The organism is Sphingomonas sp. (assembly GCF_042095875.1).
GTDB lineage: Bacteria > Pseudomonadota > Alphaproteobacteria > Sphingomonadales > Sphingomonadaceae > Sphingomonas.
Window position 1 is genome coordinate 1 of sequence record NZ_JBELMJ010000009.1, and the last position, 24612, is coordinate 24612.

The 24612-nt window shown below is 68.7% G+C and carries 17 protein-coding genes; 5 read left to right on the plus strand and 12 right to left on the minus strand.

The features are described from left to right. The 3 genes from xylA to ACFDS6_RS05175 all read right to left on the minus strand — a co-directional run. Nucleotides 1-999, minus strand: a 999-nt coding sequence (gene xylA, locus ACFDS6_RS05165; RefSeq protein WP_375271046.1) for a xylose isomerase, incomplete at its 3' end; no start/stop codon positions are given. A 9-nt stretch (nucleotides 1000-1008) separates the two neighbouring features. Continuing rightward, a complete protein-coding gene (gene xylB / locus ACFDS6_RS05170) occupies nucleotides 1009-2454 on the minus strand; it encodes a xylulokinase (protein ID WP_375271047.1) in 1446 nt (481 codons plus the stop codon). Further along, on the minus strand, nucleotides 2454-3590 hold the full coding sequence (locus tag ACFDS6_RS05175; RefSeq protein ID WP_375271106.1) for a glycoside hydrolase family 43 protein: 1137 nt from the start codon (nucleotides 3588-3590) through the stop codon (nucleotides 2454-2456). The genes xylB and ACFDS6_RS05175 overlap by 1 nt, the downstream gene beginning before the upstream one ends. A gap of 207 nt (nucleotides 3591-3797) precedes the next feature. On the opposite strand from ACFDS6_RS05175, the gene ACFDS6_RS05180 reads away from it, so the two are divergent. From ACFDS6_RS05180 to ACFDS6_RS05190, 3 genes are all read left to right on the plus strand, one after another. Beyond that, nucleotides 3798-4883, plus strand: a complete 1086-nt coding sequence (locus ACFDS6_RS05180; protein WP_375271048.1) for a LacI family DNA-binding transcriptional regulator — start codon at nucleotides 3798-3800, stop codon at nucleotides 4881-4883. Between the two features lie 78 nt (nucleotides 4884-4961). After that, the gene (locus tag ACFDS6_RS05185) at nucleotides 4962-6740 is read left to right on the plus strand and encodes an IlvD/Edd family dehydratase (RefSeq protein ID WP_375271049.1); all 1779 of its coding nucleotides are present in this window, start codon (nucleotides 4962-4964) and stop codon (nucleotides 6738-6740) included. Between the two features lie 53 nt (nucleotides 6741-6793). Continuing rightward, nucleotides 6794-8236, plus strand: coding sequence for a sugar porter family MFS transporter (locus tag ACFDS6_RS05190; protein WP_375271050.1), 1443 nt, complete (start codon nucleotides 6794-6796; stop codon nucleotides 8234-8236). Nucleotides 8237-8328: 92 nt separating this feature from the next. Here the strand turns inward: ACFDS6_RS05190 and ACFDS6_RS05195 are convergent, their stop codons facing one another. Genes ACFDS6_RS05195 through ACFDS6_RS05210 form a run of 4 tightly spaced genes read right to left on the minus strand, consistent with a single transcriptional unit; the run spans nucleotide 8329 to nucleotide 12542 of the window. Further along, complete coding sequence (locus ACFDS6_RS05195) at nucleotides 8329-9210, minus strand: SMP-30/gluconolactonase/LRE family protein (protein WP_375271051.1); 882 nt, start codon at nucleotides 9208-9210, stop codon at nucleotides 8329-8331. Continuing rightward, nucleotides 9201-9980 (minus strand): SDR family NAD(P)-dependent oxidoreductase, encoded by a 780-nt coding sequence (locus tag ACFDS6_RS05200; RefSeq protein WP_375271052.1) that lies wholly within the window; start codon nucleotides 9978-9980, stop codon nucleotides 9201-9203. The genes ACFDS6_RS05195 and ACFDS6_RS05200 overlap by 10 nt, the downstream gene beginning before the upstream one ends. 14 nt (nucleotides 9981-9994) lie before the next feature. Then, a complete protein-coding gene (locus ACFDS6_RS05205) occupies nucleotides 9995-11146 on the minus strand; it encodes a fumarylacetoacetate hydrolase family protein (protein ID WP_375271053.1) in 1152 nt (383 codons plus the stop codon). A gap of 19 nt (nucleotides 11147-11165) precedes the next feature. Further along, nucleotides 11166-12542 (minus strand): SGNH/GDSL hydrolase family protein, encoded by a 1377-nt coding sequence (locus ACFDS6_RS05210; protein ID WP_375271054.1) that lies wholly within the window; start codon nucleotides 12540-12542, stop codon nucleotides 11166-11168. 131 nt (nucleotides 12543-12673) lie between these two features. Here ACFDS6_RS05210 and ACFDS6_RS05215 point away from each other — a divergent pair, with 131 nt between their 5' ends. Next, entirely contained in the window at nucleotides 12674-13714 is a 1041-nt protein-coding gene (locus ACFDS6_RS05215) for a cupin-like domain-containing protein (RefSeq protein ID WP_375271055.1), read from the plus strand. 60 nt (nucleotides 13715-13774) lie between these two features. On the opposite strand, the gene ACFDS6_RS05220 is transcribed toward ACFDS6_RS05215, so the two are convergent. From ACFDS6_RS05220 to ACFDS6_RS05235, 4 genes are read right to left on the minus strand one after another with little or no spacing between them, the layout of a single operon-like run. After that, nucleotides 13775-15274, minus strand: coding sequence for a tryptophan halogenase family protein (locus ACFDS6_RS05220; RefSeq protein ID WP_375271056.1), 1500 nt, complete (start codon nucleotides 15272-15274; stop codon nucleotides 13775-13777). Then, the gene (locus ACFDS6_RS05225; RefSeq protein ID WP_375271057.1) at nucleotides 15271-16788 is read right to left on the minus strand and encodes a tryptophan halogenase family protein; all 1518 of its coding nucleotides are present in this window, start codon (nucleotides 16786-16788) and stop codon (nucleotides 15271-15273) included. Before ACFDS6_RS05225 ends, ACFDS6_RS05220 begins: the two co-directional genes overlap by 4 nt. Continuing rightward, the gene (locus tag ACFDS6_RS05230) at nucleotides 16785-18203 is read right to left on the minus strand and encodes a tryptophan 7-halogenase (protein ID WP_375271058.1); all 1419 of its coding nucleotides are present in this window, start codon (nucleotides 18201-18203) and stop codon (nucleotides 16785-16787) included. The genes ACFDS6_RS05225 and ACFDS6_RS05230 overlap by 4 nt, the downstream gene beginning before the upstream one ends. Further along, complete coding sequence (locus ACFDS6_RS05235; protein ID WP_375271059.1) at nucleotides 18200-19684, minus strand: tryptophan halogenase family protein; 1485 nt, start codon at nucleotides 19682-19684, stop codon at nucleotides 18200-18202. Before ACFDS6_RS05235 ends, ACFDS6_RS05230 begins: the two co-directional genes overlap by 4 nt. Nucleotides 19685-19865: 181 nt before the next feature. Here ACFDS6_RS05235 and ACFDS6_RS05240 point away from each other — a divergent pair, with 181 nt between their 5' ends. Next, nucleotides 19866-23237: a TonB-dependent receptor gene (locus ACFDS6_RS05240; protein ID WP_375271060.1), complete on the plus strand. Its 3372-nt coding sequence runs from the start codon at nucleotides 19866-19868 to the stop codon at nucleotides 23235-23237. A gap of 101 nt (nucleotides 23238-23338) precedes the next feature. Here the strand turns inward: ACFDS6_RS05240 and ACFDS6_RS05245 are convergent, their stop codons facing one another. Beyond that, entirely contained in the window at nucleotides 23339-24517 is a 1179-nt protein-coding gene (locus tag ACFDS6_RS05245; protein WP_375271061.1) for an endo-1,4-beta-xylanase, read from the minus strand. Nucleotides 24518-24612: the final 95 nt, after the last annotated feature.

Below are 24612 nucleotides of genomic sequence, written 5' to 3' on the forward strand. Positions count from 1 at the left end.
GGTCGTGAACCCGCCGGCGCGGATGATTTCCACCATCGCGAGCGTCAGTTCCTCGATCGAATTGGGGAATTGGTCGGTGTCCCAGCCGTTCTGCGGATCGCCGCGATTGGCGTCGATCGAGCCGAAGATGCCGAGCGCGCCCGCGGTGGCGATCTCGTGCTCGAACGTGTGGCCCGACAGGGTCGCGTGATTGGCCTCGATGTTGACGCGCACCTCGTTCTCGAGCCCGTAGCGCTTGAGGAAGCCGTACACCGTCGCGGTGTCGAAGTCGTACTGGTGCTTCGTCGGCTCGTGCGGCTTCGGCTCGATCAGGATCGTGCCTGTGAACCCGATCTTGTGCTTGTGCTCGACCACCAGGTTGAGGAAGCGGCCGAAATTGTCGAGCTCGCGCTTCAGGTCGGTGTTGAGCAGCGTCTCGTAACCCTCGCGACCGCCCCAGAGCACGTAATTCTCGCCGCCCAGCCGGTGCGTCGCTTCGAGCGCGTCGCGCACCTGCATCGCGGCGAAGGCGAACACTTCCGGGTCGGGGTTGGTCGACGCGCCGGCGGCGTAGCGCGGGTGGCTGAACGCATTGGCGGTGCCCCACAGCAGCTTGCGGCCCGACGAGGCCTGCAACTGCTCGAGATGGTCGACGGCCTCGGCGAAGAACCGGCGATGCTCGGCGACGTTCGCGGCATCGGCCATCACGTCGACGTCGTGGAAGCAGTAGAAGGGGATGTCGAGCTTCTGGAAGAAGTCGAACGCCACCTCACGCTTGGACGCGGCGGCCGCGCTGTCGTTGGCGCCGGCGTGCCACGGGCGGTTGAACGTGCCGCCGCCGAACACGTCGGAGCCCGGCCAGCAGAAGGTGTGCCAGAAGCAGGCGGCGAAGCGCAGGTGCTGCTCCATCGTCTTGCCCATGACGACCCGGTTCTTGTCGTAGTAACGGTAGGCGAGTTCGTTGGTGCTGTCGGGACCTTCGAACGTGATCTGAGGAATGTCGGCGAAGAAATCGGACATGGAGACTTCCTAGGACTTGGATGTGATACGAGGATAAGCGTCGCGAAACGCGGCCTTTTTCTCGGCCAGCGCCGCGACGAGGGCAGGGTCGGGCTTGATGCTGTGCGACACGGGCGGTGCGGTGCAGACGGTTGCGGGATCGCCGCCGTCGACGCCGAGCTGCGCCAGCCGCGCGGCACCGAGCGCGGGGCCGACCTCGCCGCCGTGGAGATAGACGAGCTCGACCTCCATCGCGGCGGCGAGCACCTGTCCCCAGTAGCGCGACCGCGCGCCGCCGCCGATGACCGACAGGCGCTCAACCACCGTGCCCGCCTCGCGCAGCACGGCGAGCCCGTCGGCCAGCGCGAAGGCGACGCCCTCGAGCACCGCCTGCGACAGGCGTCCGGCGTCGCTGTCGTGATCGAGCCGCAGGAAGGCGCCGCGCACCGCGGGGTCGTTGTGCGGCGTGCGCTCACCCGACAAATACGGCAGGAACAGCTCGGGTCCGCTCGCCGGCCCCGCCGCCTCGGCGCGCGCGAACAGCTCGGCGGCGCCCGCCGCTCCGGTGAGGCGCGCGACCCAGTCGATGCACGACGCGGCCGACAGATGTACCGACATCTGGTGCCACAATCCCGGCAGTGCGTGGCAGAAGGCGTGAACGGCGCGCGCCGGATTGGGGCGGAAATCGTCGGTCGCGACGAAGATTACGCCGGAGGTGCCGAGCGACAGCAGCGCGTCGCCGTCCGACACCACGCCGACGCCGACCGCGCCCGCCGCATTGTCGCCGCCGCCCGCCGCGACCGGGACGCGCGGCATGCCCCAGCGCTCCGCCACGTCGGCGAGCAGCGTCCCGGTGATCTGCGATCCCTCGAACAGCGCGGGCATTTGCGCCTGCGTCAGCCCGCAGGCGGCGAGCAGTTCGTCGCTCCACGCGCGCGCGGCGACGTCGAGCCACAGCGTGCCCGCACTGTCGGACAGGTCGGACGCCTTGTCGCCGGTCATCAGCAGCCGGACGTAATCCTTCGGCAGCAGGACGGTGGCGATCTGCGCGAACACGTCGGGTTCGTGGCGGCGGACCCAGGCGAGCTTGGGCGCGGTGAAGCCGGGCATCGCGATGTTGCCGGCGATCCGGCGCAGATCGGCCACCGCGCGTTCCAGCTCGGCGCACTCGGCGGCACTGCGCCCGTCGTTCCACAGGATCGCGGGGCGTAGCGGTTGATCGTCGGCACCCAGCAGCGTCGCGCCGTGCATCTGCCCGGCGAGCCCGATGCCGCGCACCGACCGCCGGATCGCCGGATCGATCGCGCGCACCGCGGCCTCCGTCGCGTTCCACCACGCCGCCGGGTCCTGTTCGGACCACAAGGGCTGCGGGCGCTGGACGGTCAGCGCCGCCACGCCCTGCGCCGCGACGCTGCCCGCCTCGTCCAGCACCACGGCCTTCACGCCGGAGGTGCCGATATCGATGCCGAGGAACATCAGTTCAGGAACGGGTCGCTGGTGGGGATCGAGCCGTCGGGCGCGAACTTCAGCTCGGTGACCTTAACGTTGCGCAGGTGGTTCTTATTGCTCAGCTGCGTGTCGGCGTAGAACAGCCACCATTTGCCGCCATGCTCGATGATCGAGTGGTGCGTGGTCCAGCCCTGCACCGGCTTCAGGATGTGGCCCCGGTAGGTGAACGGGCCGTAGGGGTTGCTGCCGGTGGCGTAGTTCAGGAAGTGCGTGTCGCCGGTCGAGTAGGTGTAGTAATAGGTCTTGCCGCGCTTGAAGACCCAGGAGGCTTCGAAGAAGCGCCGTTCATGGTCGCCGCCGAGCACGGGCTTGCCGCTCTCGTCGAGGATCTGCACCTCACGCGGCGTCTCGGCGAAGCTCTTCATGTCCGGGTTAAGCCGGGCGATCCTGCCCGAAATCGCGGGCTTGTCGTCCTGCATCAGGTCGGTGTCGGACCCGTTCGAATCGAATGTGCCGTTTTTCCAACGCTGCAGCTGTCCACCCCAGATGCCGCCGAAGTACATGTAGCTCTTGCCATCGGCATCGGTGAACACCGCCGGGTCCATCGAGTAGCTGCCGGCGATCGGCTTGGGATCGGCCTTGAACGGGCCGGTCGGGCTCTTGGACGTGGCGACGCCGATGCGGAACGTGCCGAGCCCGTTCTTGTCGAGCTGTTTGTCACGCGCCGGGAAGTATAGGTAATAGGTGCCGTTCTTGTACGCGGCGTCGGGCGCCCACATCTGCTGCGACGCCCAGGGCACGTCTTTCACGTCGAGCGCGACCGGGCCGACCGTCACAGGGCCGCCGATGCGGTCCATCGACAGGACGCGGTAGTCGCGCATCGCATACTGGTTGCCGAGATCGTCGTCGGGCGTTGCGACCTCGATGTCGTGGCTCGGATAAACGTAGATCTTGCCGTTGAACACGTGCGCGGACGGATCGGCGGTGTAGATGCTGGTGACGAGCGGCTGGGACCGGTAGCGCTTGCCCTCGGGGCTGCGCGCGCCGGGTCCGTAGTTGAGCTTGGTGGTCTTGGACCCATGCTTGGCGGGTGCCTGCGCGATAACCGCAGCGGAGGTGAGGGTGGCAGTGGCCGCGCACAGCAGCAGCAAGCGGGAACGCATCAAGTTATGGGTCCTCTCTGATAAAGCGATCTTCTGACGAGACCTGTCCGCGTCGGAGCGTTAGATAGCGCTATCATAGCCGTTCGCGCGCTTGCCGCAAGACACAATCCATTGCCCGGAGCGCGTGAACGGAGGGTGTCGAAACGGGCCGGCGGCGCGCGTGCATGGGACCTTTGCCACCGATCGCGTTTGCGTTACCGATGCGCGATGCAGCCTTCTTCACCCCCTGCTGGCAAGGTTTCTCGGCGCGCGGGTGGAGCACCCACGATCAGCGACGTCGCCCGGCTCGCCGGCGTGTCGCCGATGACGGTCTCGCGCGTCATCAACGGTGAGAGCAACGTGCGCCCGACGACGCGCGATCAGGTCAATGCCGCGATCACCACGCTCAACTACGCGCCCAATTCCGCGGCGCGCAGCCTGGCGGGCGCGGGCCAGATCAGGATCGGGCTGTTGTACAGCAACCCGAGCGCCGGGTTCCTCAGCGAGTTCCTGCTCGGCAGTCTCGACCAGGCGGCGCGCAGCGACGTGCAGATCGTCGTGGAGAAGTGCGAGCTCGGCGAACATGAGATCGAGGTGACCAAGCACCTGATCGCGGGCCGGATCGATGGCATCGTCCTGCCGCCGCCCTTGTGCGAGGCGCGCGCCGTGCTGGACCTGCTGGCCGAGGCGAGGATACCGACCGTGTCGGTAGCGAGCGGGGTGCCCTCCGACGAAGTGCTGGCTGTACGGATCGACGACCGCGAGGCCGCGCTGACGATGACGCGGCATATCATGGCGCTGGGGCATCGCCGCATCGGCTTCATCACCGGCAACCCCAATCTGTCGGCCAGCGAGCGTCGACTGGAGGGCTACGCCGCCGCGCTGGAGGAAGCGGGGATCGCGGTCGATCCTTCGCTGATCGCGCACGGCCTCTATACCTATCGCTCCGGGCTCGACGCGGCGGAGGAGCTGCTCGGGCTGGCGGACCCGCCGTCGGCGATCTTCTCGTCCAACGACGACATGGCGGCGGCGACCGTCGCGGTGGCGCACCGCCGCGGGCTCGACGTGCCGGGCGACCTGACGGTGTGCGGCTTCGACGACACCACCTTGTCGACGACGATCTGGCCCGAGCTGACGACGATCCATCAACCGATCGCCGACATGTCGCGCGCCGCGCTGGAATTGCTGCTGTCCGAGATTCGCGGCGCGCGCGGGCTCGATGCGTCGCTGCGTCATCGCTGGCTCGATTACACGCTGATCCGCCGTCAATCCGACGCGGCGCCGCGCCAGCGACCCAGGCACCATCCCGCTTGACGAACCGTGTTTTGATGGTAGCGATAACAGCTTAGGGGTGGGTGGCGAAGCAGCGATGCCCCGGCAGGAGAGTATCGCGTGCAGCGTCAACCGGTCCGTCCCTTCCGCTCCCGCGACTGGTTCGCCGACCCGTCGCGGTCGGACATGACCGCACTCTACCTCGAACGCTTCATGAACTATGGGCTGACCCCGGCCGAGCTGCGATCGGGACGGCCGATCATCGGCATCGCGCAGACTGGCAGCGACCTGTCGCCGTGCAACCGTATTCACCTGGACCTCGCCCGGCGCGTGCGCGACGGCATCCGCGACGCGGGCGGGATCGCGATGGAGTTCCCGGTCCACCCGATCTTCGAGAATTGCCGCCGCCCGACCGCCGCGCTCGACCGCAACCTCGCCTACCTCGGGCTGGTCGAGTTGTTGTACGGCTACCCGATCGACGCGGTGGTGCTGACCACCGGGTGCGACAAGACGACGCCGTCCGGGATCATGGCGGCGTCCACCGTCGACATTCCCGCGATCGTGCTGTCGGGCGGGCCGATGCTCGACGGCTGGCACGACGGCGAGCTGGTCGGATCGGGCACGGTGATCTGGCGCTCGCGGCGCAAGCTGGCGGCGGGCGAGATCGACGAGGAGGAGTTCCTGCAACGCGCCACCGACAGCGCGCCGTCGGCGGGGCATTGCAACACCATGGGCACCGCGTCGACGATGAACGCGGTGGCGGAAACCTTGGGCCTGTCACTGACCGGGTGCGCGGCGATCCCCGCGCCCTATCGCGAGCGCGGGCAGTACGCGTACGAGACCGGCCGGCGCATCGTCGACATGGCGTACGAGGATCTGCGCCCGTCCAAGATCCTGACGCGCGCGAGCTTCCTGAACGCGATCCGCCTCGTCACCGCGATCGGCGGATCGTCGAACGCGCAACCGCACATCCACGCCATGGCGCGCCACGCCGGCGTGGAGATCACCGCGGCGGACTGGTCGGAGGTCGGCTACGACCTGCCGCTGCTGGTCGACGTGCAGCCGGCCGGGCGCTTTCTGGGAGAGCGCTTTCACCGCGCGGGCGGGGTCCCCGCGGTGCTCGCGGAGCTGCTCGACGTGGGCAAGCTCGACGGCGATTGCCTGACCGTCACCGGGCAGACGCTCGCGCAGAACATCGCCGGCCGCACCGCGCGCGACCGCGAGGTGATCCGCGCCTTTGACGCGCCGCTGATGGAGCAGGCGGGCTTCCTGGTGCTATCGGGCAATCTGTTCGACGTCGCGATCATGAAGACCAGCGTGATCTCGCCCGCCTTCCGCGATCGCTACCTGCGCACTCCCGGATCGGAGGACGTGTTCGAGGCGCGCGCGATCGTCTTCGAAGGATCGGACGACTACCATCACCGCATCAACGATCCCGCGCTCGACATCGACGAGGGCTGCATCCTGGTCATCCGCGGCGCCGGACCGATCGGCTGGCCCGGATCGGCCGAGGTCGTCAACATGCAGCCGCCCGATTACCTGATCCAGCGCGGCATCACCGCGCTGCCGACGCTGGGCGACGGGCGGCAGTCGGGCACGTCGGACAGCCCTTCGATCCTCAACGCCAGCCCGGAGAGCGCGGTCGGCGGCGGGCTGTCCTGGTTGCGGAGCGGCGACACGATCCGCATTGACCTGAAGGCGGGGCGCTGCGACGCGCTGGTCGACGAGGCGGAGATCGCGCGCCGTCGCGGCGGTCCGCCGCCGCCGGTGCCGCCGAGCAACACGCCATGGGAGGAATTGTACCGCGAGAAGACCGGGCAGCTGGGCGACGGCGCCGTGCTCGAATTCGCGGTGCCGTACCGCGGGATCGCGGCGCGCACGCCCCGGCACAATCACTGAGGTTCAACAATCGGGCGACACGGCCGACAACAACGGCACACGGGAGAGGGACGATGACCGACACGCGCATGATGGGGGCGGATACTCCGCGGGAAGGGGAGGCGATGGTCAACCACGGCTTCATCGCCGCGATCGTCGCGGTGGCGACGATCGGCGGCTTCATGTTCGGCTACGATTCGGGCGTGATCAACGGCACGCAGAAGGGGCTGGAGGCGGCCTTCGGGCTCGGTCGGCTGGGGATCGGCGTCAACGTCGGCGCGATTCTGGTCGGCTCGGCGGTGGGTGCGTTCGGCGCGGGGCGGATGGCCGACGCGATCGGTCGCCGCAACGTGATGATGGTGTCCGCCGCCCTGTTCCTGTTCAGCGCGCTGCTGGCGGGTGCGGCGACCGGATCGGCAATCTTCATCTTCGCGCGCATCATCGGCGGATTGGGCGTCGGCGCGGCGAGCGTCATCTCGCCGGTGTACATCTCCGAAGTGACCCCGGCCTCGATCCGCGGCCGGCTGTCCAGCGTGCAGCAGGTGATGATCATCTCCGGCCTGACCGGCGCGTTCGTCGCCAATTTCGTGCTCGCGCGCTACGCCGGCGGCTCGACCGCGCCGTTCTGGCTCGGCTACGCGGCGTGGCGCTGGATGTTCTGGCTGCAGGCGATCCCGGCGGCAGTCTATTTCCTCGGGCTGCTGGTCATTCCGGAGAGCCCGCGCTTCCTGGTCGCCAAGGGGCGCGACGAGCAGGCGCGCGCGGTGCTGACGCGACTGTTCGGCGCGGGCGAGGCCGATCGCAAGGTCGTCGAGATCCGCAACTCGCTCGCCGCCGACCACCACAAGCCGAAGCTGAGCGACCTGGTCGACAAGACCACGGGCAAGATCCGCCCGATCCTGTGGGCGGGCATCGGCCTGGCGGTGTTCCAGCAGCTCGTCGGCATCAACGTCGTGTTCTACTACGGCGCCGTGCTGTGGGAGGCGGTGGGCTTCACCGAGGACAACGCGCTGCAGATCAACATCCTGTCTGGCGTGCTGTCGATCGCGGCGTGCCTGTTCACGATCGCGACCGTCGACCGGATCGGGCGCAAGCCGCTGCTGCTGGTCGGATCGGCCGGGATGGCGGTGACGCTGGCGATCGTCGCCTACGCCTTCTCGACCGCGGTGACCGACGCGGCTGGCGCGGTGTCGCTGCCGGGCAACAACGGGCTGATCGCGCTCGTCTCCGCCAACCTGTACGTCATCTTCTTCAACGCGAGCTGGGGCCCGGTGATGTGGGTGATGCTCGGCGAGATGTTCCCCAACCAGATCCGCGGATCGGGGCTGGCGGTGTCTGGCTTCGCGCAGTGGATCGCCAATGCGGCGATCTCGGTCAGCTTCCCCGCGCTGGCGGTCTCGCCGGGGCTTGCGGTGACCTACACCGGCTACGCCTTCTTCGCGGCGGCGTCGTTCTTCTTCGTGCGCGCGATGGTCAACGAGACGCGCGGGCGCGAGCTGGAGGACATGGCCGGCTGAGCGACGGTCGACCGGGCGGATGCTCGGTCGACACAGAAAGGGGCGCCGCGGTGATCGCGACGCCCCTTTTTTTCGTGCAACTCGCTCGCGGTTTAACCGGGCAGATGCGTGATCTGATAGGCTGGCTGGCCCGCGACCTGCGCGTCGAAGGCGAAGATGTCGCCGGCGCGCGGCTGGCGCGCTAGCTCGTCGGGCGACAGGCCCTTGGTGGCGGTGGTGGCGTAGGCGGTGCGCCCGTCGGGGCCGCCGATCACGATCTTGGTGACGTTGGACGCCGGCAGGCGCACCTCGGCGTCGAGGCGCCCGTCGGGCGCGTAGCGCCGCACGCACCAGCCGCCGAAGAAGGACACCCAGACGTGACCCTCGGCATCGACGATCGGGCCGTCGGGATAACCATCGCGCGAGACGTCGAGCTGCACGAACGGCCGCGTCGACGCGATGCTGCCGTCGTCTTCCAGCGCGCAGGCGTGGATGACGCCGCCTAGCGTGTCGCAGTGATAGAGCGTGCGTCCGTCGGCTGTGACCGCCGGGCCGTTGGTGATGACGATGCCGTCGATCACCGGCGCGACGCCGACGGCATCGGCGCGGTAGATCCGACCGCTCGGCGCCAGCTCGGCATCGTCCATCGAGCCGAACCACAGCCGCCCGCGCGCGTCGACCGTGGAATCGTTCAACCGGTTGCCGGGCAGGTGTGCCTCGTGCGCGACGACGAAGGTGAAGGTGCCGCTCGCCGGATCGAAACGGTGCAACCCGCTCTGCAACCCCGCGAGCATCCCGCCATCGGCGAGCGGCTGGACCCAGCCGACCTGGCCCGGTGCGCTCCACGAGGCGTGGTCGCCGCTCGCGGGATCGAAGCGGTGAACGCGGTGCTGCTTGATGTCGACGAACCACAAGGCGTCGTCGAACCAGATCGGACCCTCGCCCAGCGTCGCGCCGACGCGCAGCACCGGCTCGGCGGTGTAGCTCAGCGCCATCCGGCGTCGACCCAGTAGTTGTGACCGGTGCACATCCGGGCATCGTCTGAGGCGAGGAACAGCGCCATGCCGGCGATGTCCGACGGCTGGATGCGGCCGTTCAGGCACTGCGCGGCGACGATCTCCGCCTCGCCCTCGGGCGTGTACCACTTCTCCTGCCGCGGGGTCTGCACGTTGCCGGGGATGATCGCGTTGACGCGGATGTTGTCGCGGCCGAGGTCGCGCGCGAGGCTGCGCGTCATGCCCTCGATCGCCGCCTTGGCAGTCTGGTAGAGGATCAGGTCGGCGAGCGCCAAATGCCAGCTGATCGAACCGAAGTTGACGATCGCGCCGCCGCCCGCGTCCTTCATCGCCGGGATCACCGCCTGCGCCGCGAAGAACAGGTGACGCAGGTTCACGTTCATCCGCTCGTCCCAGTAAGCGGGCGTGACCTCGGCGACATCGTGCCGGTCGTCGTTGGCGGCATTGTTGACCAGCACGTCGACCCCGCCCAGCCGCTCGACCAGCGTCGCAAACGTGTCGCGCAGCGCGTCGAGGTCGGTTAGGTCGAGCGGGAGGAAGATTGGTGCGTGCGCGGCGTGGCGTGACAGCCGCTCGACCAACGCCCTGCTGTCGCCCTCGGCCACGTCGACGAACGCGACGCGTGCGCCCTGTGCGACAAAGGCTTCGACGATCCCAGCACCGATCCCGGATCCGCCGCCGGTGACGATCACGCGCCGGTCGCGCAGCGATGGGTAACGGGCGCCGGTGTGTTCGTCGTTGCTTGGCAAGGAAAGCTCCTGGGTCATGCGGACAACAGCCCGCGCTGCGCGAGGTTGCGGAAAAGGGCTACGACGCCGAACGTCCAGGGCGGGGCGGCCTTCGACGTGGTCACGGTGTTGACGAGCCGACCGAGGCCGGGCGCGCTGATCGACACGGTGTCGCCGACCTTATGAGTGAAGCCGCGCCCAGGTTCCTCGCGGTCTTTGGTCGGGGCGAACAGCGTGCCCAGGAACAGCACGAACCCGTCGGGATATTGATGCTCGCTCAGCGCCTGTCGCACCAGCTCCAAGGGATCGCGGCTGATCTGGCCCATCGAGCTGGAACCGTCGAGCACGTAGCCGTCGTCCCCCTCGATCCGCAGCGCGACTTCGGCTCGGCGGACGTCGTCCATCGTGTAGCGCTCGTCGAACAGCCGGATGAACGCGCCGAGCGAGCACGACGCATTATTGTCCTTCGCCTTGCCCAGTAGCAGCGCCGAGCGGCCCTCGAAGTCGCGCAGGTTGACGTCGTTGCCGATCGTCGCGCCGACCGCGTTACCATCGGGTGCGACCAGCAGCACGATCTCCGGCTCGGGGTTGTTCCAGGTCGAGTCCGAGCGGATGCCGATCTCCGCGCCCCAGCCGACCGTCGACAGCGTCGGCGCCTTGGTGAAGATCTCCGCGTCGGGACCGATCGCGACCTCGAGGTACTGCGACCACAGGTCTTCCTCGATCAAGGCTGCCTTGAGCGCCGCGGCCTCGTCGGTGCCGGGCACCACCTGCGCCATGCCGCCGCCGATCCGTTCCTCGATCCGCGCGCGCACCGCGGCCGCCGCGCCCGCGTCGCCGCGCGCGCGCTCCTCGATCACGCGTTCCAGCGCGGACACGGCGAAGGTCACGCCCGCAGCCTTTACGCAGTGCAGATCGATCGGGCTGAGCAGGCGCGGCACCGCGTCGACCGAGAGACCCAGCGCGTCGAGCGCGCCGATCGGTTCGCCCGCGGCCGGGTCGAGCGCGCCGCGCGCCGCCAGCTCGGCCACCGTCGGCGCGACCATCGCCATGTCGTGGACAATCCCGTCCGAGACGATGACCGGCGTCGGCCCGTCGCCGCGGTCGATCCGCCCGAGCCAGCGGCCCGCGCGCCAATCGGGGCCGAGCGCGTCGGCGGGGTCGAAAACGAGAGTATCAGTGCTCACGGCTATCTCCGAGCTGGGATCAGCGATCGATGGGGGTGGCGAGGATCAAACTTCGGATCGGCGACGGTGCGGCGCTTCGCCGCGGCGGCGTGGCAGCGGTGACGCGCCGCTCCGCGGCGATGCGCCCACGACGCCCCCGAACCGCGCGGGCCGGACGTGCGTCGTCGAACAGCGTCAGCGACACCGCTTCTCCCATCGCGCGATAGCCCGCCTCGGACGGGTGCAGGTGATCGCCCGAGTCGTACGCCGGCGCCAGGCGGTCGGGACGCGCGGGGTCGCGCATCACGCGGTCGAAATCCACCACCGCGTCGAACGTGCCCGAGCGGCGGATGAAGCGGTTGATCGCCTGGCGATCGGCCTCGGTCGCGGCACCCGGGTGATAGTAATCATTGCCGACGAACGGCATCAGCGTGCCGCCGATCACCTCCATACCGTGCGCGTGCGCGCGCTGCACGACCTGCGCGTAGGCGGCGGTCACCTGCGCGACGATCGCGGCGTGCTGCTCCGATGTCGCGGGTGCGTCGCGCGTCAGCACGCCCAGGTCGTTGATCCCTTCGAGCACGATCGCCCAGCGCACGCCCGTGCGCGCCACCACGTCGCGGTCGAACCGCGCGAGCAGGTTGGGGCCGAGCCCGTCGAGCAGCACGCGGTTGCCGCCGATCCCTGAATTGACCACGCCGATGCCGCGCGACGACGGTCGTGCCCGCAGCCGCTCGGCCAGGATGTCGGGCCAGCGCATGTTGCGGTCCGGCGCGACGCCGTAGCCGTCGGTGATCGAGTCGCCGATCGCGACGATCGTCGCCGCGCCGCGCGCGACCTCGACGTCGGACAGCACGTACCAGTGCGTCGCGCGCGCCGCACCCGCCATCACCGGATCGGCGACGTGATTGCCGGGGAGGGTGAAACTCGTCGCGCGCGCGCCGGGATGGCCGGTCTGCGGTCCGTCAATCGCGGGCAGGAACAGGCTGACGGCCACGTCGGCACCGGGGGCGACCATCAAAGCGACGGGGTCGGAATATATTTCGGCGCCCGGCGGGATCACCGCGGCGGCGGCACCGGCGAAGGTCAGCCGCTTGCCGCCGGTGATGCGCGCGCTGCCCGGCGCGGCGCTGAGCGCCAGATGTGCCGCCTGGATCCTGAGTGGCGCCGATCCGTGCGCGTTTGACAAGCGCACGCGCACGTGGTCGCCACCCGCCGATAGGCGCACGACTTGGCGCAGCGTCAACGATGTCGCGCGCTCGGGCGGCAGCGCGTTGTCGCCGTCCGCGACCATCTGCGCCGAGCCCCAGGACGCGATCCAATGCGCGCGATCGTGCTGCGGCGAGGCGTCGCGCGCGCCGGCCACGCTCGCCGTCGCTACCGAGCCTAGCAGCAGCGCCGCCCGCCAACCGATCATCCCACCCCCGCTTATATCCGTTAGCGTTACCATTAACGCTGCCCATCCTTGGTCCGCAAGCGTTTCCGAGCACGTGGACGATCGATCCGGTTGTATGGCGCGCGGCGCACGGTTGCGGTAACGTGCTAGGCATGAAGATCGACCATCCTGCCGCCACCGACGTCCGGGTCGAGGAGCGCGCCGCCGTCGACGCAGCGACGTTCGCGGCCGAGATCGATCCGCGCGCGACACCCATCATCCTGCGCGGGCAGGTGGCGCATTGGGCGAGCGTGCGCGCGGCGAGCGACGGTGATCGCGCGGTCGCCACCTACCTGTCCGGCCTCGGCAACGGTGGCCGCCCGCTCGACGTGCTGGTCGGGGGGCCGGAGTACCGTGGTCGCTTCTTCTACCGCGGCGACAATCTGGAAGGCTTCAACTTTCACCGCGAGCAGGCGCCGCTCGAACTGTTGTTGAGCGAATTGCTGCGGCTCGCGACCGTGCCCGAGCACGAGCGGCACATCCTTTACGCGAATGCGGCGCTCGCGCCCGAGCATCTGCCGGGCTGGGAGGCGGCGAACCCGCTTGACCTGCCGCTCGGGGGTGCGCAGCCGCGGCTTTGGATCGGCAACGGTTCGCAGACCGCGACGCACTACGACGGGTCGACCAATCTCGCCTGCGTGGTCGCCGGCCAGCGTCGCTTCACGTTGTTCCCGCCCGATCAGGTCGGCAACCTGTACGTCGGGCCGCTCGATCGCACGCTCGCCGGCCCACCCGCCAGCATGGTCGATCCGCTCGCGCCCGATCTGGCGCGCTACCCGCGATACGCCGACGCGCTGCAGCACGCGATGGTGGCGGACCTTGGTCCGGGCGACGCGTTGTTCATGCCCGCGATCTGGTGGCACCACGTGCAGGCGTTCGGCACGCTCAACATATTGTGCAATTACTGGTGGGCGTTCGATCCCACCGCGTCAGCCTTCAACGCCCTGGTACACGCGTTGATGGCGGTGCGTGACCGCCCGGCGGCGGAGAAGGCGGGCTGGCGCGCCTGGTTCGATCACTTCGTGTTCGACGAGGATGCGGCGCGGGCGGGCGACCATTTGCCCGCGCCCGCGCGCGGCGTGCTGGGTCCGGGCAGTTCGGAGCGAACCGAGCGCATTCGCGCGTACCTGCTGCGGGTTCTGCAACGGCACTGAGCGATGACGGGCAGGGGCGAAGTATTTCGCTACTGACCACCGGCGCCGGTGCCGATGACGTCAGCCCGACGGCTCAGACGCGATCCGACGCAGCGCCTCGACATGATACGGCATGTGCGCCAGCGATGCGGTGACCACTCGCTCGATCTGCTGCAAGCGATGCGACACCAGATCGGCGGAAACCGCGTCGCAGATCGGATCGTGCGCGTCGACGCTCGCGTGCTGCCCCGCGAACAGCGCCAGCCAGCTCGTCTCGTTGAACAGTTCGTCGGCTTCGCGAAAGATGCGCCCGCCGGCGCGGAACAGCGCCAGCTTCTCGGCCAGTCCGTCCGGAATCGGAGCATGCGCGCGCTCGCGCCAGAACGGTTCGGGGCGATCGTTCAGATGATAATGCGCGACAAGGAAGTCGCGAATGCGCGCGAACTCGCCCGACATGACGCGATTGTAGCGTTCGACGATCGCGGGCGGGGTCGGCGTGGCGGGCGGCATCATGCGGACGAGATGCTGGATGCCGCTCTGCACCAGGTGGATGCTGGTCGACTCCAGCGGTTCCATGAACCCGGCGGCGAGGCCGAGCGCGACGCAATTGCCGCTCCAGAAGCGTCGGCGGTGTCCGGTCGCGAAGCGGATCAGGCGCGGCTCTGCGAGCGGTTCGCCGTCGATCGCGTCGAGCAGCGCGCGCCGCGCCGCCTCGTCGCCCAGGTGCGCGCTCGAGTAGACCAGACCGTTGCCGGTGCGATGCGTCAGCGGGATGCGCCACCGCCACCCTGCCCCATGCGCTATCGCGCGCGTGAGCGGCAGAGGTGCTGCGTCGCTGGGCGAAGGCACCGTCACCGCGCGGTCACACGGCAGCCAGCGCGACCAATCCTCCCAACCGGCCGCGAGCGCCCCTTCAATCAACAGCGCGCGAAAGCCCGAGCAGTCGATGTACAGGTCGCCCTCAACCCGCGTGCCGTCGGCCAGATGGACCGCGGCGATGCCGTGCGGTCCGGGCTGGACGTGCTCGACCGTTCCCTCGCGGCGGACGACACCGTGTCGCTCGGCATGGTCGCGCAGGAAGGCCGCGTAACGCCCGGCATCAAAGTGGTAAGCGTAGCCGATGCGCGACAACGGCGAGTCGCCGTTGGCGATCGGGCGCGAGAAGCGTCCTGCCTCACCCGCGCGCGCTTCCAGCGAGTAGCGGTCGAGCGCCTCGGCTTGCCCACCCAGGCGCGCGCGCAGCCACTGCGCCGCGAACGGCGTGCCGGCGATATCGGTGCCAATCTGTCCGAATGGATGGATGTACGCCTCGCCCGCGCGCGTCCACCCTTCGAAGCGGATGCCCATCTTGAAGCTGCCGCCTGTCGCGCGCAGGAACGCGTCTTCGTCGATGCCCAGCATGGCGTGACAGGTGCGGATCGGCGGGATCGTCGCCTCGCCGACGCCGATCGTCGGGATCGCGTCCGATTCGACCAGGGTCACCTTGCCTCCCGCCGGCGCGAACAATCGGCCGAGCGCGGCCGCCGCCATCCACCCCGCGGTGCCGCCCCCGACGACCACGATCGACCGCGGCGCGGTCATCGGGAGAACGGGGCGGGGCAATGGCGCGCGAGATACTCCTCGTGTCGCGGCATGCGGTGCGCTGCATCAGCGAAGAGGGCGCGCAGTCGCTCGAACCGGGCATCGATCTCGCGGGCGGGGGTGGCGTCCGCCAGCCGGTCCCAACCCTCGGGCACCACGCCTTGCCCCAGCAGTACCGCGACCCAGCTCGCCTCGGCGAACAGGTCGTCCTCCCAGCGGAACAGCCGGCCGCGCCGCTGCCACAGCGCGATCTTCTCGCGCAGTTCGTCGGGGATCGCGCGCGCGCGCGCCTCGCGCCAGAACGGCGAGTCGTCGCGGCGCGTCGCGTGATAGTGCAGGATCAGGAAGTCGCGGACCTGATCGAACTGCGTCTCGGCCAGCCGGTTGTAGGCGTGGATCTCGACCGGCGAGAAACCCTGGTCGGGAAAGAGCGCGAGCAGCTTGGAGATGCCGCTCTGCACCAGGTGGATGCTGGTCGACTCCAGCGGCTCGGCGAAGCCCGAGGCGAGCCCCAGCGCGACGACGTTGCCGATCCACTGCTTGCGGCGACGCCCTGCGGTGAAGTGCAGCACGCGCGGGTCGGCGAGCGGTGCGCCTTCGATCCCGGCAACGAGCGTCGCCGCCGCCTCGTCGTCCGAACAATGCGCGCTGCTGTAGACGTAACCGTTGCCCGTGCGGTGCTGCAGCGGGATGCGCCACTGCCATCCGGCCGCGCGCGCGGTGGCGCGGGTGAAGGGCGGAATGGCGGTGCCCGCGCTGGCGGTCGGCATCGCCACCGCGCGGTCGCACGGCAGCCACCGCGTCCAATCCTCGTAGCCCGCGTGCAGCGCCTGCTCGATCAGCAGGCCGCGAAAGCCCGAGCAGTCGACGAACAGGTCGCCCTCGACCCGCTGCCCCCCGACCAGCGTGACCTGGCGCACGTGCCCGGTCTCACCGTCCAGCGACACGTGAATAACCTCGCCCTCAATCCGCGACACGCCGACCCGCTCCGCGCGATCGCGCAGGAAGCGCGCGTAGAGTCCGGCGTCGAAATGGTAGGCGTGCGCCATCTGCGACAGCACCGAGGCAGGGTCGGGGGAGGGCGGCACGAAGCGGCCGGCGCGTGCCGCCACCGCGCACAGCGAGTAACGCTCGATCGGCTCGTCCACCCCGGCCGCCGCGCGGCGGCGCCAGTAATGGTGAAAGCGCACGCCCTCGATGTCGAAGCCGTGACCGCCGAAGGGATGCAGGTAACGCTCGCCGATCGCACCCCAGTCGACGAACTCGATGCCCAGCTTGAAACTGCCGCCGGTCGCCGCCAGGAATGCATGCTCGTCGATGCCCAGCATCGCGTTGAAGCTACGGATCGGCGGTATTGTCGCCTCGCCGACACCGACGGTGCCGATCGCGTCCGATTCGATCAACGTTACGTCGGTCCCGAGCGGGATCAGTCGCGCGAGGGCGGCGGCCGCCATCCAGCCGGCGGTCCCGCCACCGACGATGACGACGCGGCGGATCGGTGCGGCGATCGTCATGCCGCGGCTCGCCACAGCGGTGCCATGGCGTCGATGTAGCGGGGCAGGGCACGGACCTGGGCGATAGCGCGGGTGCGCTGCTCGGCGAGATGCTGCTCGATCGCGGTCAATGCGATCCTGTCGGCGCGCGCGTCGTAGCGTCGCGGAACGAGCCCCAGTGCGTCGAACATCGCGGTCCAGTCGGCCTCGTCGAACGGTTCCTCGTCGAACATCGGCACGCGTCCGCGCGCGGCGAACAAGGCGCGCTTCGCTTCCAATCGCTCCGGCATCACGACAGCACGCCGCTCGTCCCAGAACGGTCCCGCCCGGCCCGCCACGTTGTGATGTGCGACGACGAAGTCGCGTGCACCGTCCCATGCCGCCGCGGTCGCCCGGTTGAATGCCACGGCCTCGACCGGGGCGAGGGAATTTGCGGGCCAGAGCTGGATCAATCGCGCGAGCGAGCTGAGCAGCAGCGTCAGAGCCGTCGGGTGAAGCGGTTTCAGCATGCCGGCGGCAGCGCCCAGCGCGACGCAATTGCCCCGCCACGCGTCGACGCGGCGACCGGCGCGGAACCGCTCCCCACTACCGTTCGCGCTGCAGGTTAGTCGAACGTCCATCCCATTCAGCGGCCAGGTCGCGGTCCAGCCGGCGTCGTTCGCGTCCACCTGCGAGTAGGGCGGAGGCGTGCCCCTCGCGGCGATCACTTCGACGTGTCGGCGATCGCACGGCAGCCAGCGAGACCAATCCTCTAGCGCCGGCGCGACCTGCTGGGCGATCCGCGCAGTGACGCCCGAGCAATCGAGCACCAGCAGCGGCGGGATCGTGCTGCCGTCCGCGAGCGCCAATCGTGTGACAATGGCAGCCGCGTCGATCGCGGCGCTCGCCAGCGGGGCAGGCGCGTGCTCAACGCCCGCCTTCAACGCCGCGGCGCGAATGAGCGCGCGGTAGCGCGCGGTCGGCAGGTGCAGCGCGTGCGGGATCGACGCGGGTGCGCATCGTCCTGCCTGCGCGGCGAGTGCTGCGACGCTGTAATCGGCCAGGCGGATTTCGCGCCCGGTCGCCCGCACGCGCGCGACGAGTTGATGGAAGGCGACACCTTCGAGCGGCGCGCCCGTCTCTCCGTACGGCAGGAACGCCGCTGCCCCGTCGCCTCTCCAGCCGCCGAACGCAACGCCGAGCGCGTGGCCGCCGCCGGTCGCGCGAAGAATGGCGTGCTCGTCCAATCCCAGACCGGCGTGGAAGGCCGCTGCCTGCGGCGGAACCGCGATTACCGGCGCGAAGTCGCCGAATCCGTCAAGCGCACCTTCTTCGCTGTCGGCGTCGGTGTCGACGACGATGATGCGATAGCGACCGCGTGGCAGCTGGTGAGCCAGCGCAGCCGCGGCGATCCAGCCGCACAGCGTCCGCCCCACGATCGCGACCGTTCGCGTCACGCCGCCGCCAGATGCGCGAGGTAATCCTCGTGCGACGGCATCGCCGCGGCCGCGTGACGGCAGGCGGCGGCGACTGCTGCGACGCGCGCGCGTGCCGTGGCGGCGGGCGCGTCGGCGACCAGCGGATGAACGCGCTCGGGCACGATCCCTTGTCCGTGATAGACCGCGAGCCAGCTGGCAGGTAGGAACATGCCCTCGCGGTAGTGCGCCACGATGCCACGGTCGCGGAACTCGCCCATCTTGTCGACGAGCGAGGGCGGCAGCTGCATCGTGCGAATGTGACGCCAGAACGCCGTGTCATCGCGCGTGGTGGCGCAATAGTGCAGCACGAGGAAATCGCGCACCCGCTCATATTCGAGCGCCATCGCACGGTTGAACTCGGTGACGTCCGCGGGATCGACGATGCCGTCGGTCGGGAAGAGCTCCAGCAGCTTGCCGATCGCGAGCTGGATCAGGTGGATGCTGGTCGACTCGAGCGGTTCGAGGAAGCCGGCCGACAGGCCGATCGCGACGCAATTGCCGATCCACTGACGCCGACGCAGCCCGGTGTGGAAGCGTAACAGGCGCGGCTCGGCGAGCGCTTCACCCTCCACGTTCGCCAGCAGCAGCGCGCGCGCCCGCTCGATGTCGGTGAAGCGCGTCGAAAAGACGTGTCCGTTGCCGGTGCGATGCTGGAGCGGAATGCGCCACTGCCATCCCGCCTCTCGCGCGGTGGCGCGGGTATAGGGCGTCAGCGGGCCGACGTTGGTGGACGGCATTGCCCAGGCGGCGTCGCACGGCAACCAGTGTGACCAATCCTCGTAACCCGCCGCCAGCCCGCCCTCGATCAACAGCCCTCGAAAGCCGGAGCAGTCGATGAACAGGTCGCCATCGATGCGGCGCCCGTCGCTCAGGTGCACCGCCGCGATGTGCTCCGCCTCCGCCTCGACGCGAACGACGCGTCCCTCGAGACGCTCAACCCTGCGCGCCTCGGCGTAGCGACGAAGATAGGCGGCGTAGAGCGACGCGTCGAACTGATAGGCGTAGGAGAAGGTCGAACCGATCGCGCGGGGATCGTCGGACGGCAGCGCGAAACGATTGGCGCGCGCGGCGACGATCGGCAGCGAGCAATCCTCCAGCGGCGGAACGTCACCACCCGAGCGCGCGGCATGCAGCCAGTGCTGATGGAACGGCAGGCCGTCGATGTCGTGCCCGAAATCACCGAATGGGTGAATGTAACTGTCGCCGATCCGGCCCCAGTCGCGGAACTCGATACCGAGCTTGAACGTCGCGTGCGTCCGCCGAATAAAATCGGCCTCGTCGATACCCAATCGTTTATTGAAGAAACGGATGTGCGGCACCGTCGCCTCGCCGACGCCCACCGTGCCGATCTCTTCCGATTCGATCAGCGTCACGTCGGCCAAATGTCCGGCGACGATACAGCCGAGCGTCGCCGCCGTCATCCAGCCCGCGGTTCCTCCTCCAACCACGACGATGCGCATGCGCGCCGACCTTGCCATTCCTCTCCTCCTGCGATGTTACCGTTACAAACAAACGGGAGACATTGTCGAGCTAATGCAATTTAGCGCTGGAAAAAGTCCTGTAGGCTTAGTAGCGATGCATCGGTCAACGCGCTGCGATGAACAATGATAGCGCTATCAACCTCTGGGGGGATGTTTGAGCATGAAGGTCAATCAATTCGATTCGCGCGCGTTCGGTCGCATGGCGGTGCTGAAGGGCGGCGCGTCGATCACCGCGCTTTGCCTCGCCGCCGCGCCGAACCTCTCGTTGGCCCGCCCGTTGCCGGCGAGCGCGATGCAGGAAGACGCGACCGCGCAGGCGGCGAGCCGTACCGCATCTTCTGATCCGGCCGCCGCGCCGCAGGATCAGTTGCAGTCGCTGCCGTCCGCCAACGCGCAGGTGCCGTCGGGTGGCGCGGAAGTGACGCCGGTCGAGGCGGCGACCGCTACCCCGCAGGAGGCGGCGGCGAACGAGGACATCGTCGTTACCGGTATCCGCCGTAGCCTGCAGAGCGCGCAGGCGATCAAGCGGAACTCGGAGGTGGTCGTCGATTCGATCTCGTCGGAGGACATCGGCGCACTGCCCGATCGCTCGGTGACCGAGGCGTTGCAGCGCGTGCCCGGCGTGTCGATCAGCCGCTTCTCCGCGGGCGTCGACCCCGACCACTTCTCGACCGAGGGTTCGGGCGTCGTGGTGCGCGGCCTGACCTACACCCGGTCGGAGATCAACGGCCGCGACTCGTTCAGCGCCAACAACGGTCGCGGGCTGTCGTTCGCCGACGTGCCGGCCGAGCTGCTCGGCGGCGTGGACGTGTTCAAGAGCCCGTCGGCCGATATGATCGAGGGCGGCATCGCCGGCACGGTCAACCTGCGCACGCGACTGCCGTTCGACTCGACCGGCTTCACCGCGGGTGGCACGCTCGAGAACAACTACGGCGATTTCGTCAAGAAGTCGGCTCCTACCGTGTCGGTCCTGCTGAGCGACCGCTGGCAGACCGGGATCGGTCAGTTTGGCCTGCTCGGCAGCTTCGTGCGGTCGCAGATCCGCTCGCGCGCCGACAGCGTGCAGATCTCCAACTGGGGTGAGCGCGTGCTGACGTCGACCGGGGCACTGCTCCAGCCGCTCGACGCCAACAACAATCCCAACGTCGGCACCACCGTATACGTGCCGCGCGGCGCGGCGACGCGTAGCCAGGAATTCAATCGCACCCGCTACGGCTACTCGGCCGCGGGGCAGTTCCGCAGCAACAACGAGCGACTGACCGCGACCGCGCAGTTCCTGCGCTCCGACTCGCGCGAGGCGTGGACCGAGAATTCGATCGAAGTCGCGACCGACAACGTGCTCGCGGCCGGCGACTCTCAGCCGTTCCCCGGCACCAGCTTCACCTTCGACGACGACAATGCGTTCACCAGCGGCCTGATCACCGGTCCGAACGGCTATCGCGCCGACCAGGACCCGGCGAACGGCGGTGATTTGCGCACGCCGACGAATGGTCTGCAGAGCAACAACATCGCGCGCGGTAACAATTCGCGGTTCATCACCAACGACGCCAGCCTCAACGTCAAGTGGCAGCCGACCGAGCGGCTGGGCGTAACCGTCGACTATCAGCACGTCTGGTCGAAGGTGAAGGTCACCGACCTGACGGTCTGGGGTACGACCTATCAGAATGCCGACATTCGCTTGGACGGTACGAACCCGGCGTTCGTCAATTTCGTGCCCGTAACCAACGAGCCCAACAATTACCAGAACGCCGCGCACCCAAGCTACCTAGACCCGTATAACAGCTTCTACCGCTCCGCGATGGATCACATCGAGGATAGCGAGGGCAACGAGGACGCGGCACGGATCGATCTCGATTACTCGTTCCCGGAAGAGAGCTGGATCAACTCCATCCGTGCCGGCTACCGTTTCGCCGACCGCCAGAACGAAGCGCGCTCGACCGCGTACAACTGGGGTGTGCTGAGCGAGATCTGGGGCGGCGGCACCGACGCGAGTGGTGCGACCGTTGGCCCAGGCGGCCCGGTCTGGTTCGACCGGCCGGTCGACGGCAATCCGGCGACGCGGACGGCGGGCAGCACCGCGCCGCAGGAAGCGTTCCTCTACGACAACTTCTTCCGCGGCAAGGCGAACGATCCGTCGAACGGCGGTCGCCTGTTCTACCCGGGCCGGTTGCTGCAGGACTATGACACCGCGGTACAGCAGGTCAGCCAGATCGCGTCGGAATGGCGCGGCTTCACCTCGACCAATTCGGGAGCCGACGGCTGGGTGCCGCTCGCCGCGCGCTCGGGCGTGATCGCGGGGACGCCGTTCCGTCCGGGCGAGGTCAACCCGGTCAGCGAGCGCAACAACGCGGCTTATCTGCTGGTGCGCTTCGGCAACCAGCTATCGAATGGCTGGAACCTGAGCGGCAACGTCGGCGTGCGCTACACCAAGACGCGCCGTATCTCGTCGGGCTTCTTCTCGTTCAACAATCAGGCGTTCAACTGCGTCGCACCGACCGACGGCAGTGCGATCTCGCGCTTCTGCGCGCTGCCCGACGCGACCAGGGCCGCGGCCGCCGCGTTCCAGAACGGCACGTTGGTGCCCAACAACGCGCGCGTGACCTACGACTATTTCCTGCCGAGCTTCAACGTGAAGCTGGCTGTCGGAGGCGGTCTCCAGTTCCGCGCTGCGTTCAACAAGAGCCTCGCGCCGCCCGACTTCGGCCTCACACGCTCGTTCTACAACATCGGGTTGAACACCAGCGACCAGACGATCCTGTTCAATGGTGGACCGGTCGCGATCTTCGACGTCGGCAATCCGAACCTGAAACCCGTCCGCGGCGACAATTACGACCTGACCGCCGAATGGTATTTTTCCAGCGTCGGTCAGCTGACCTTCTCCGCCTTCGCCAAGAACCTGTACGGGGTGCAGTCGGTCGGCACGCAGCGGCTGAGCTTCACCAACAACGGCGCGACGTTCGACGCGATCGTGACGACGCCGCTCAACTCGGACGAAACCGGCAAGGTTCGCGGGTTCGAGGTCGGTTACCAGCAAACCTACGGCTTCCTGCCTTCGGTACTTGGCGGGCTCGGCTTGTCGGCCAACTACACCTACGTCCACTCATCGGGCGTGTCGCAGCAGCAACTCGATCCCAACGACCCGAACGTGGCCGCGGGGATCATCTCGAACGTCGATACCAGCCGACTGCCGCTGCAGGGCTTGTCGAAGCACCAGTTCAACATCGGGCCGTTCTATCAGCGTAACGGGCTGGAGCTCCGCGCGGCGTACAATTGGCGCTCGCGCAACCTGCTGACGATCCGCGACGTGATCACGCCCAATGCGCCGGTCTACGCGGAGTCGTACGGCCAGTTCGATGCCTCCGCTTTCATCGCGGTGACACCGGAGGTACGGCTGGGCTTCCAAGGCGTGAACCTGACCAATTCGATCACGCGCACGTCGTACGTGATCAACGACGATCTGCTGACGAGACCACGCAACTGGTTCATCGCCGATCGCCGTATCACCTTCTCGGTTCGCGCATCGTTCAAGTAAGCGGGGGCGGGGGGCGCCGCCGTTAGCGGGCGCGGGGCAGCCGGTTCATTCCGGATGTCCCGCGCTCGCGCCATCCAAGCTTCAACCGCGCAGCGGAGGCGTCAGGCCCTAGGCGGAGCTGCAGCGATCGCGGCGGCGATGGCCGCGCGCATCGGCTTGGCACGAAAGGCCGCGTCGTATGGGCAGGGGCGCCGAGGGAGCTTGTCCTTGCGCGGCTCGAACCCCTCGATCCAGCTGTAGCGATCGGTCATGCCCCATAACAGCACGTCGCGCAGCGAGGGGTAGGACAGCATGATGTCGAGATAGCCTCTCGTGAACTCCGCGACTGCTCGGTCGCGCACGGCGATGTCGGCGGGCAGCGCATTGTCGCGCACGTCGAGCTCGGTGACGACGAGGCCGTATCCCATCGCGGTCACCGCATCCAGGAAGCGTCGCCACTCACCCTCGAGTGCCTGGACCGAGGCGCGCGCGTCGACGCCCTGCGTGACCAGGTGCGACTGCACGCCCAGTGCGTCGACGGGGACGCCGCGCGCCTTGAACCCTTCCAGCAGCCTCAGCACGCCGGCGCGGTGCGTGGCATTGCCCGGTTCCCAGCTCATATAGTCGTTGTAGACCAGCTGCGCGTGCGGCGCGGCGGCACGCGCGGCGTGGAACGCGAGGTCGAGCGTCGCCTGCGGGCTGCCCAGCGCGCGCGACAATGCCGTGTCGTAGAGCGTGCCGTCCGCGGGGTTCACCGCCTCGTTGACGACGTCGTAGCTGCGGATGCGGGCGCCGTAGCGCTTGCACACCGTGTCGACGTGCGTGACGAGCAGATCGTGCGCCGCCCGCGACGGGTTGGCGCCGAAATCGTGCGTCTCCTCCCACGCAGGCATCCACTTGGGCTGATGCCACAGCAGGTTGTGGCCGCGCACCGGCAGCCTCGCCTCGTCCGCCCAGTCGATCATCGCGTCGAGGCGGGCAAGGTCGAATCGCGTCGCGCTGGGGCGGATCGCCTGCCACTTCATCTCGTTCTCGGGCACCAACAGGCCGCAGTCGCGCAGCAGCAGCGCCGCATAGGCCGGGTTGGCGAACGATCCGCGGTCGGCGTCCGGTCGGCTCCACGCGAAGCACGAGCCCACGCGCAAGCCGCGGGTGGCGGCGAGCGCCTGTAGTCCGCCGGCTGGTGCGGTGCCGGTCGACGCGTCGTCAGCGAGCGTGGCCGCAGCCGCGCTCGCGCCCGGCAGCGCGGCGGTGGCTAGGCCGGCCAGCGCGTGTAATCCTTCGCGGCGGGTGATCGCCATCGTCATGCTCCTGTGATCGCGGGTTCGGGATCGCGCGGCGTCGCGATCGTCGGAAGGGGGCGGCGCGCTGCCCCGTGGATGCGCAGGCGGCCGCC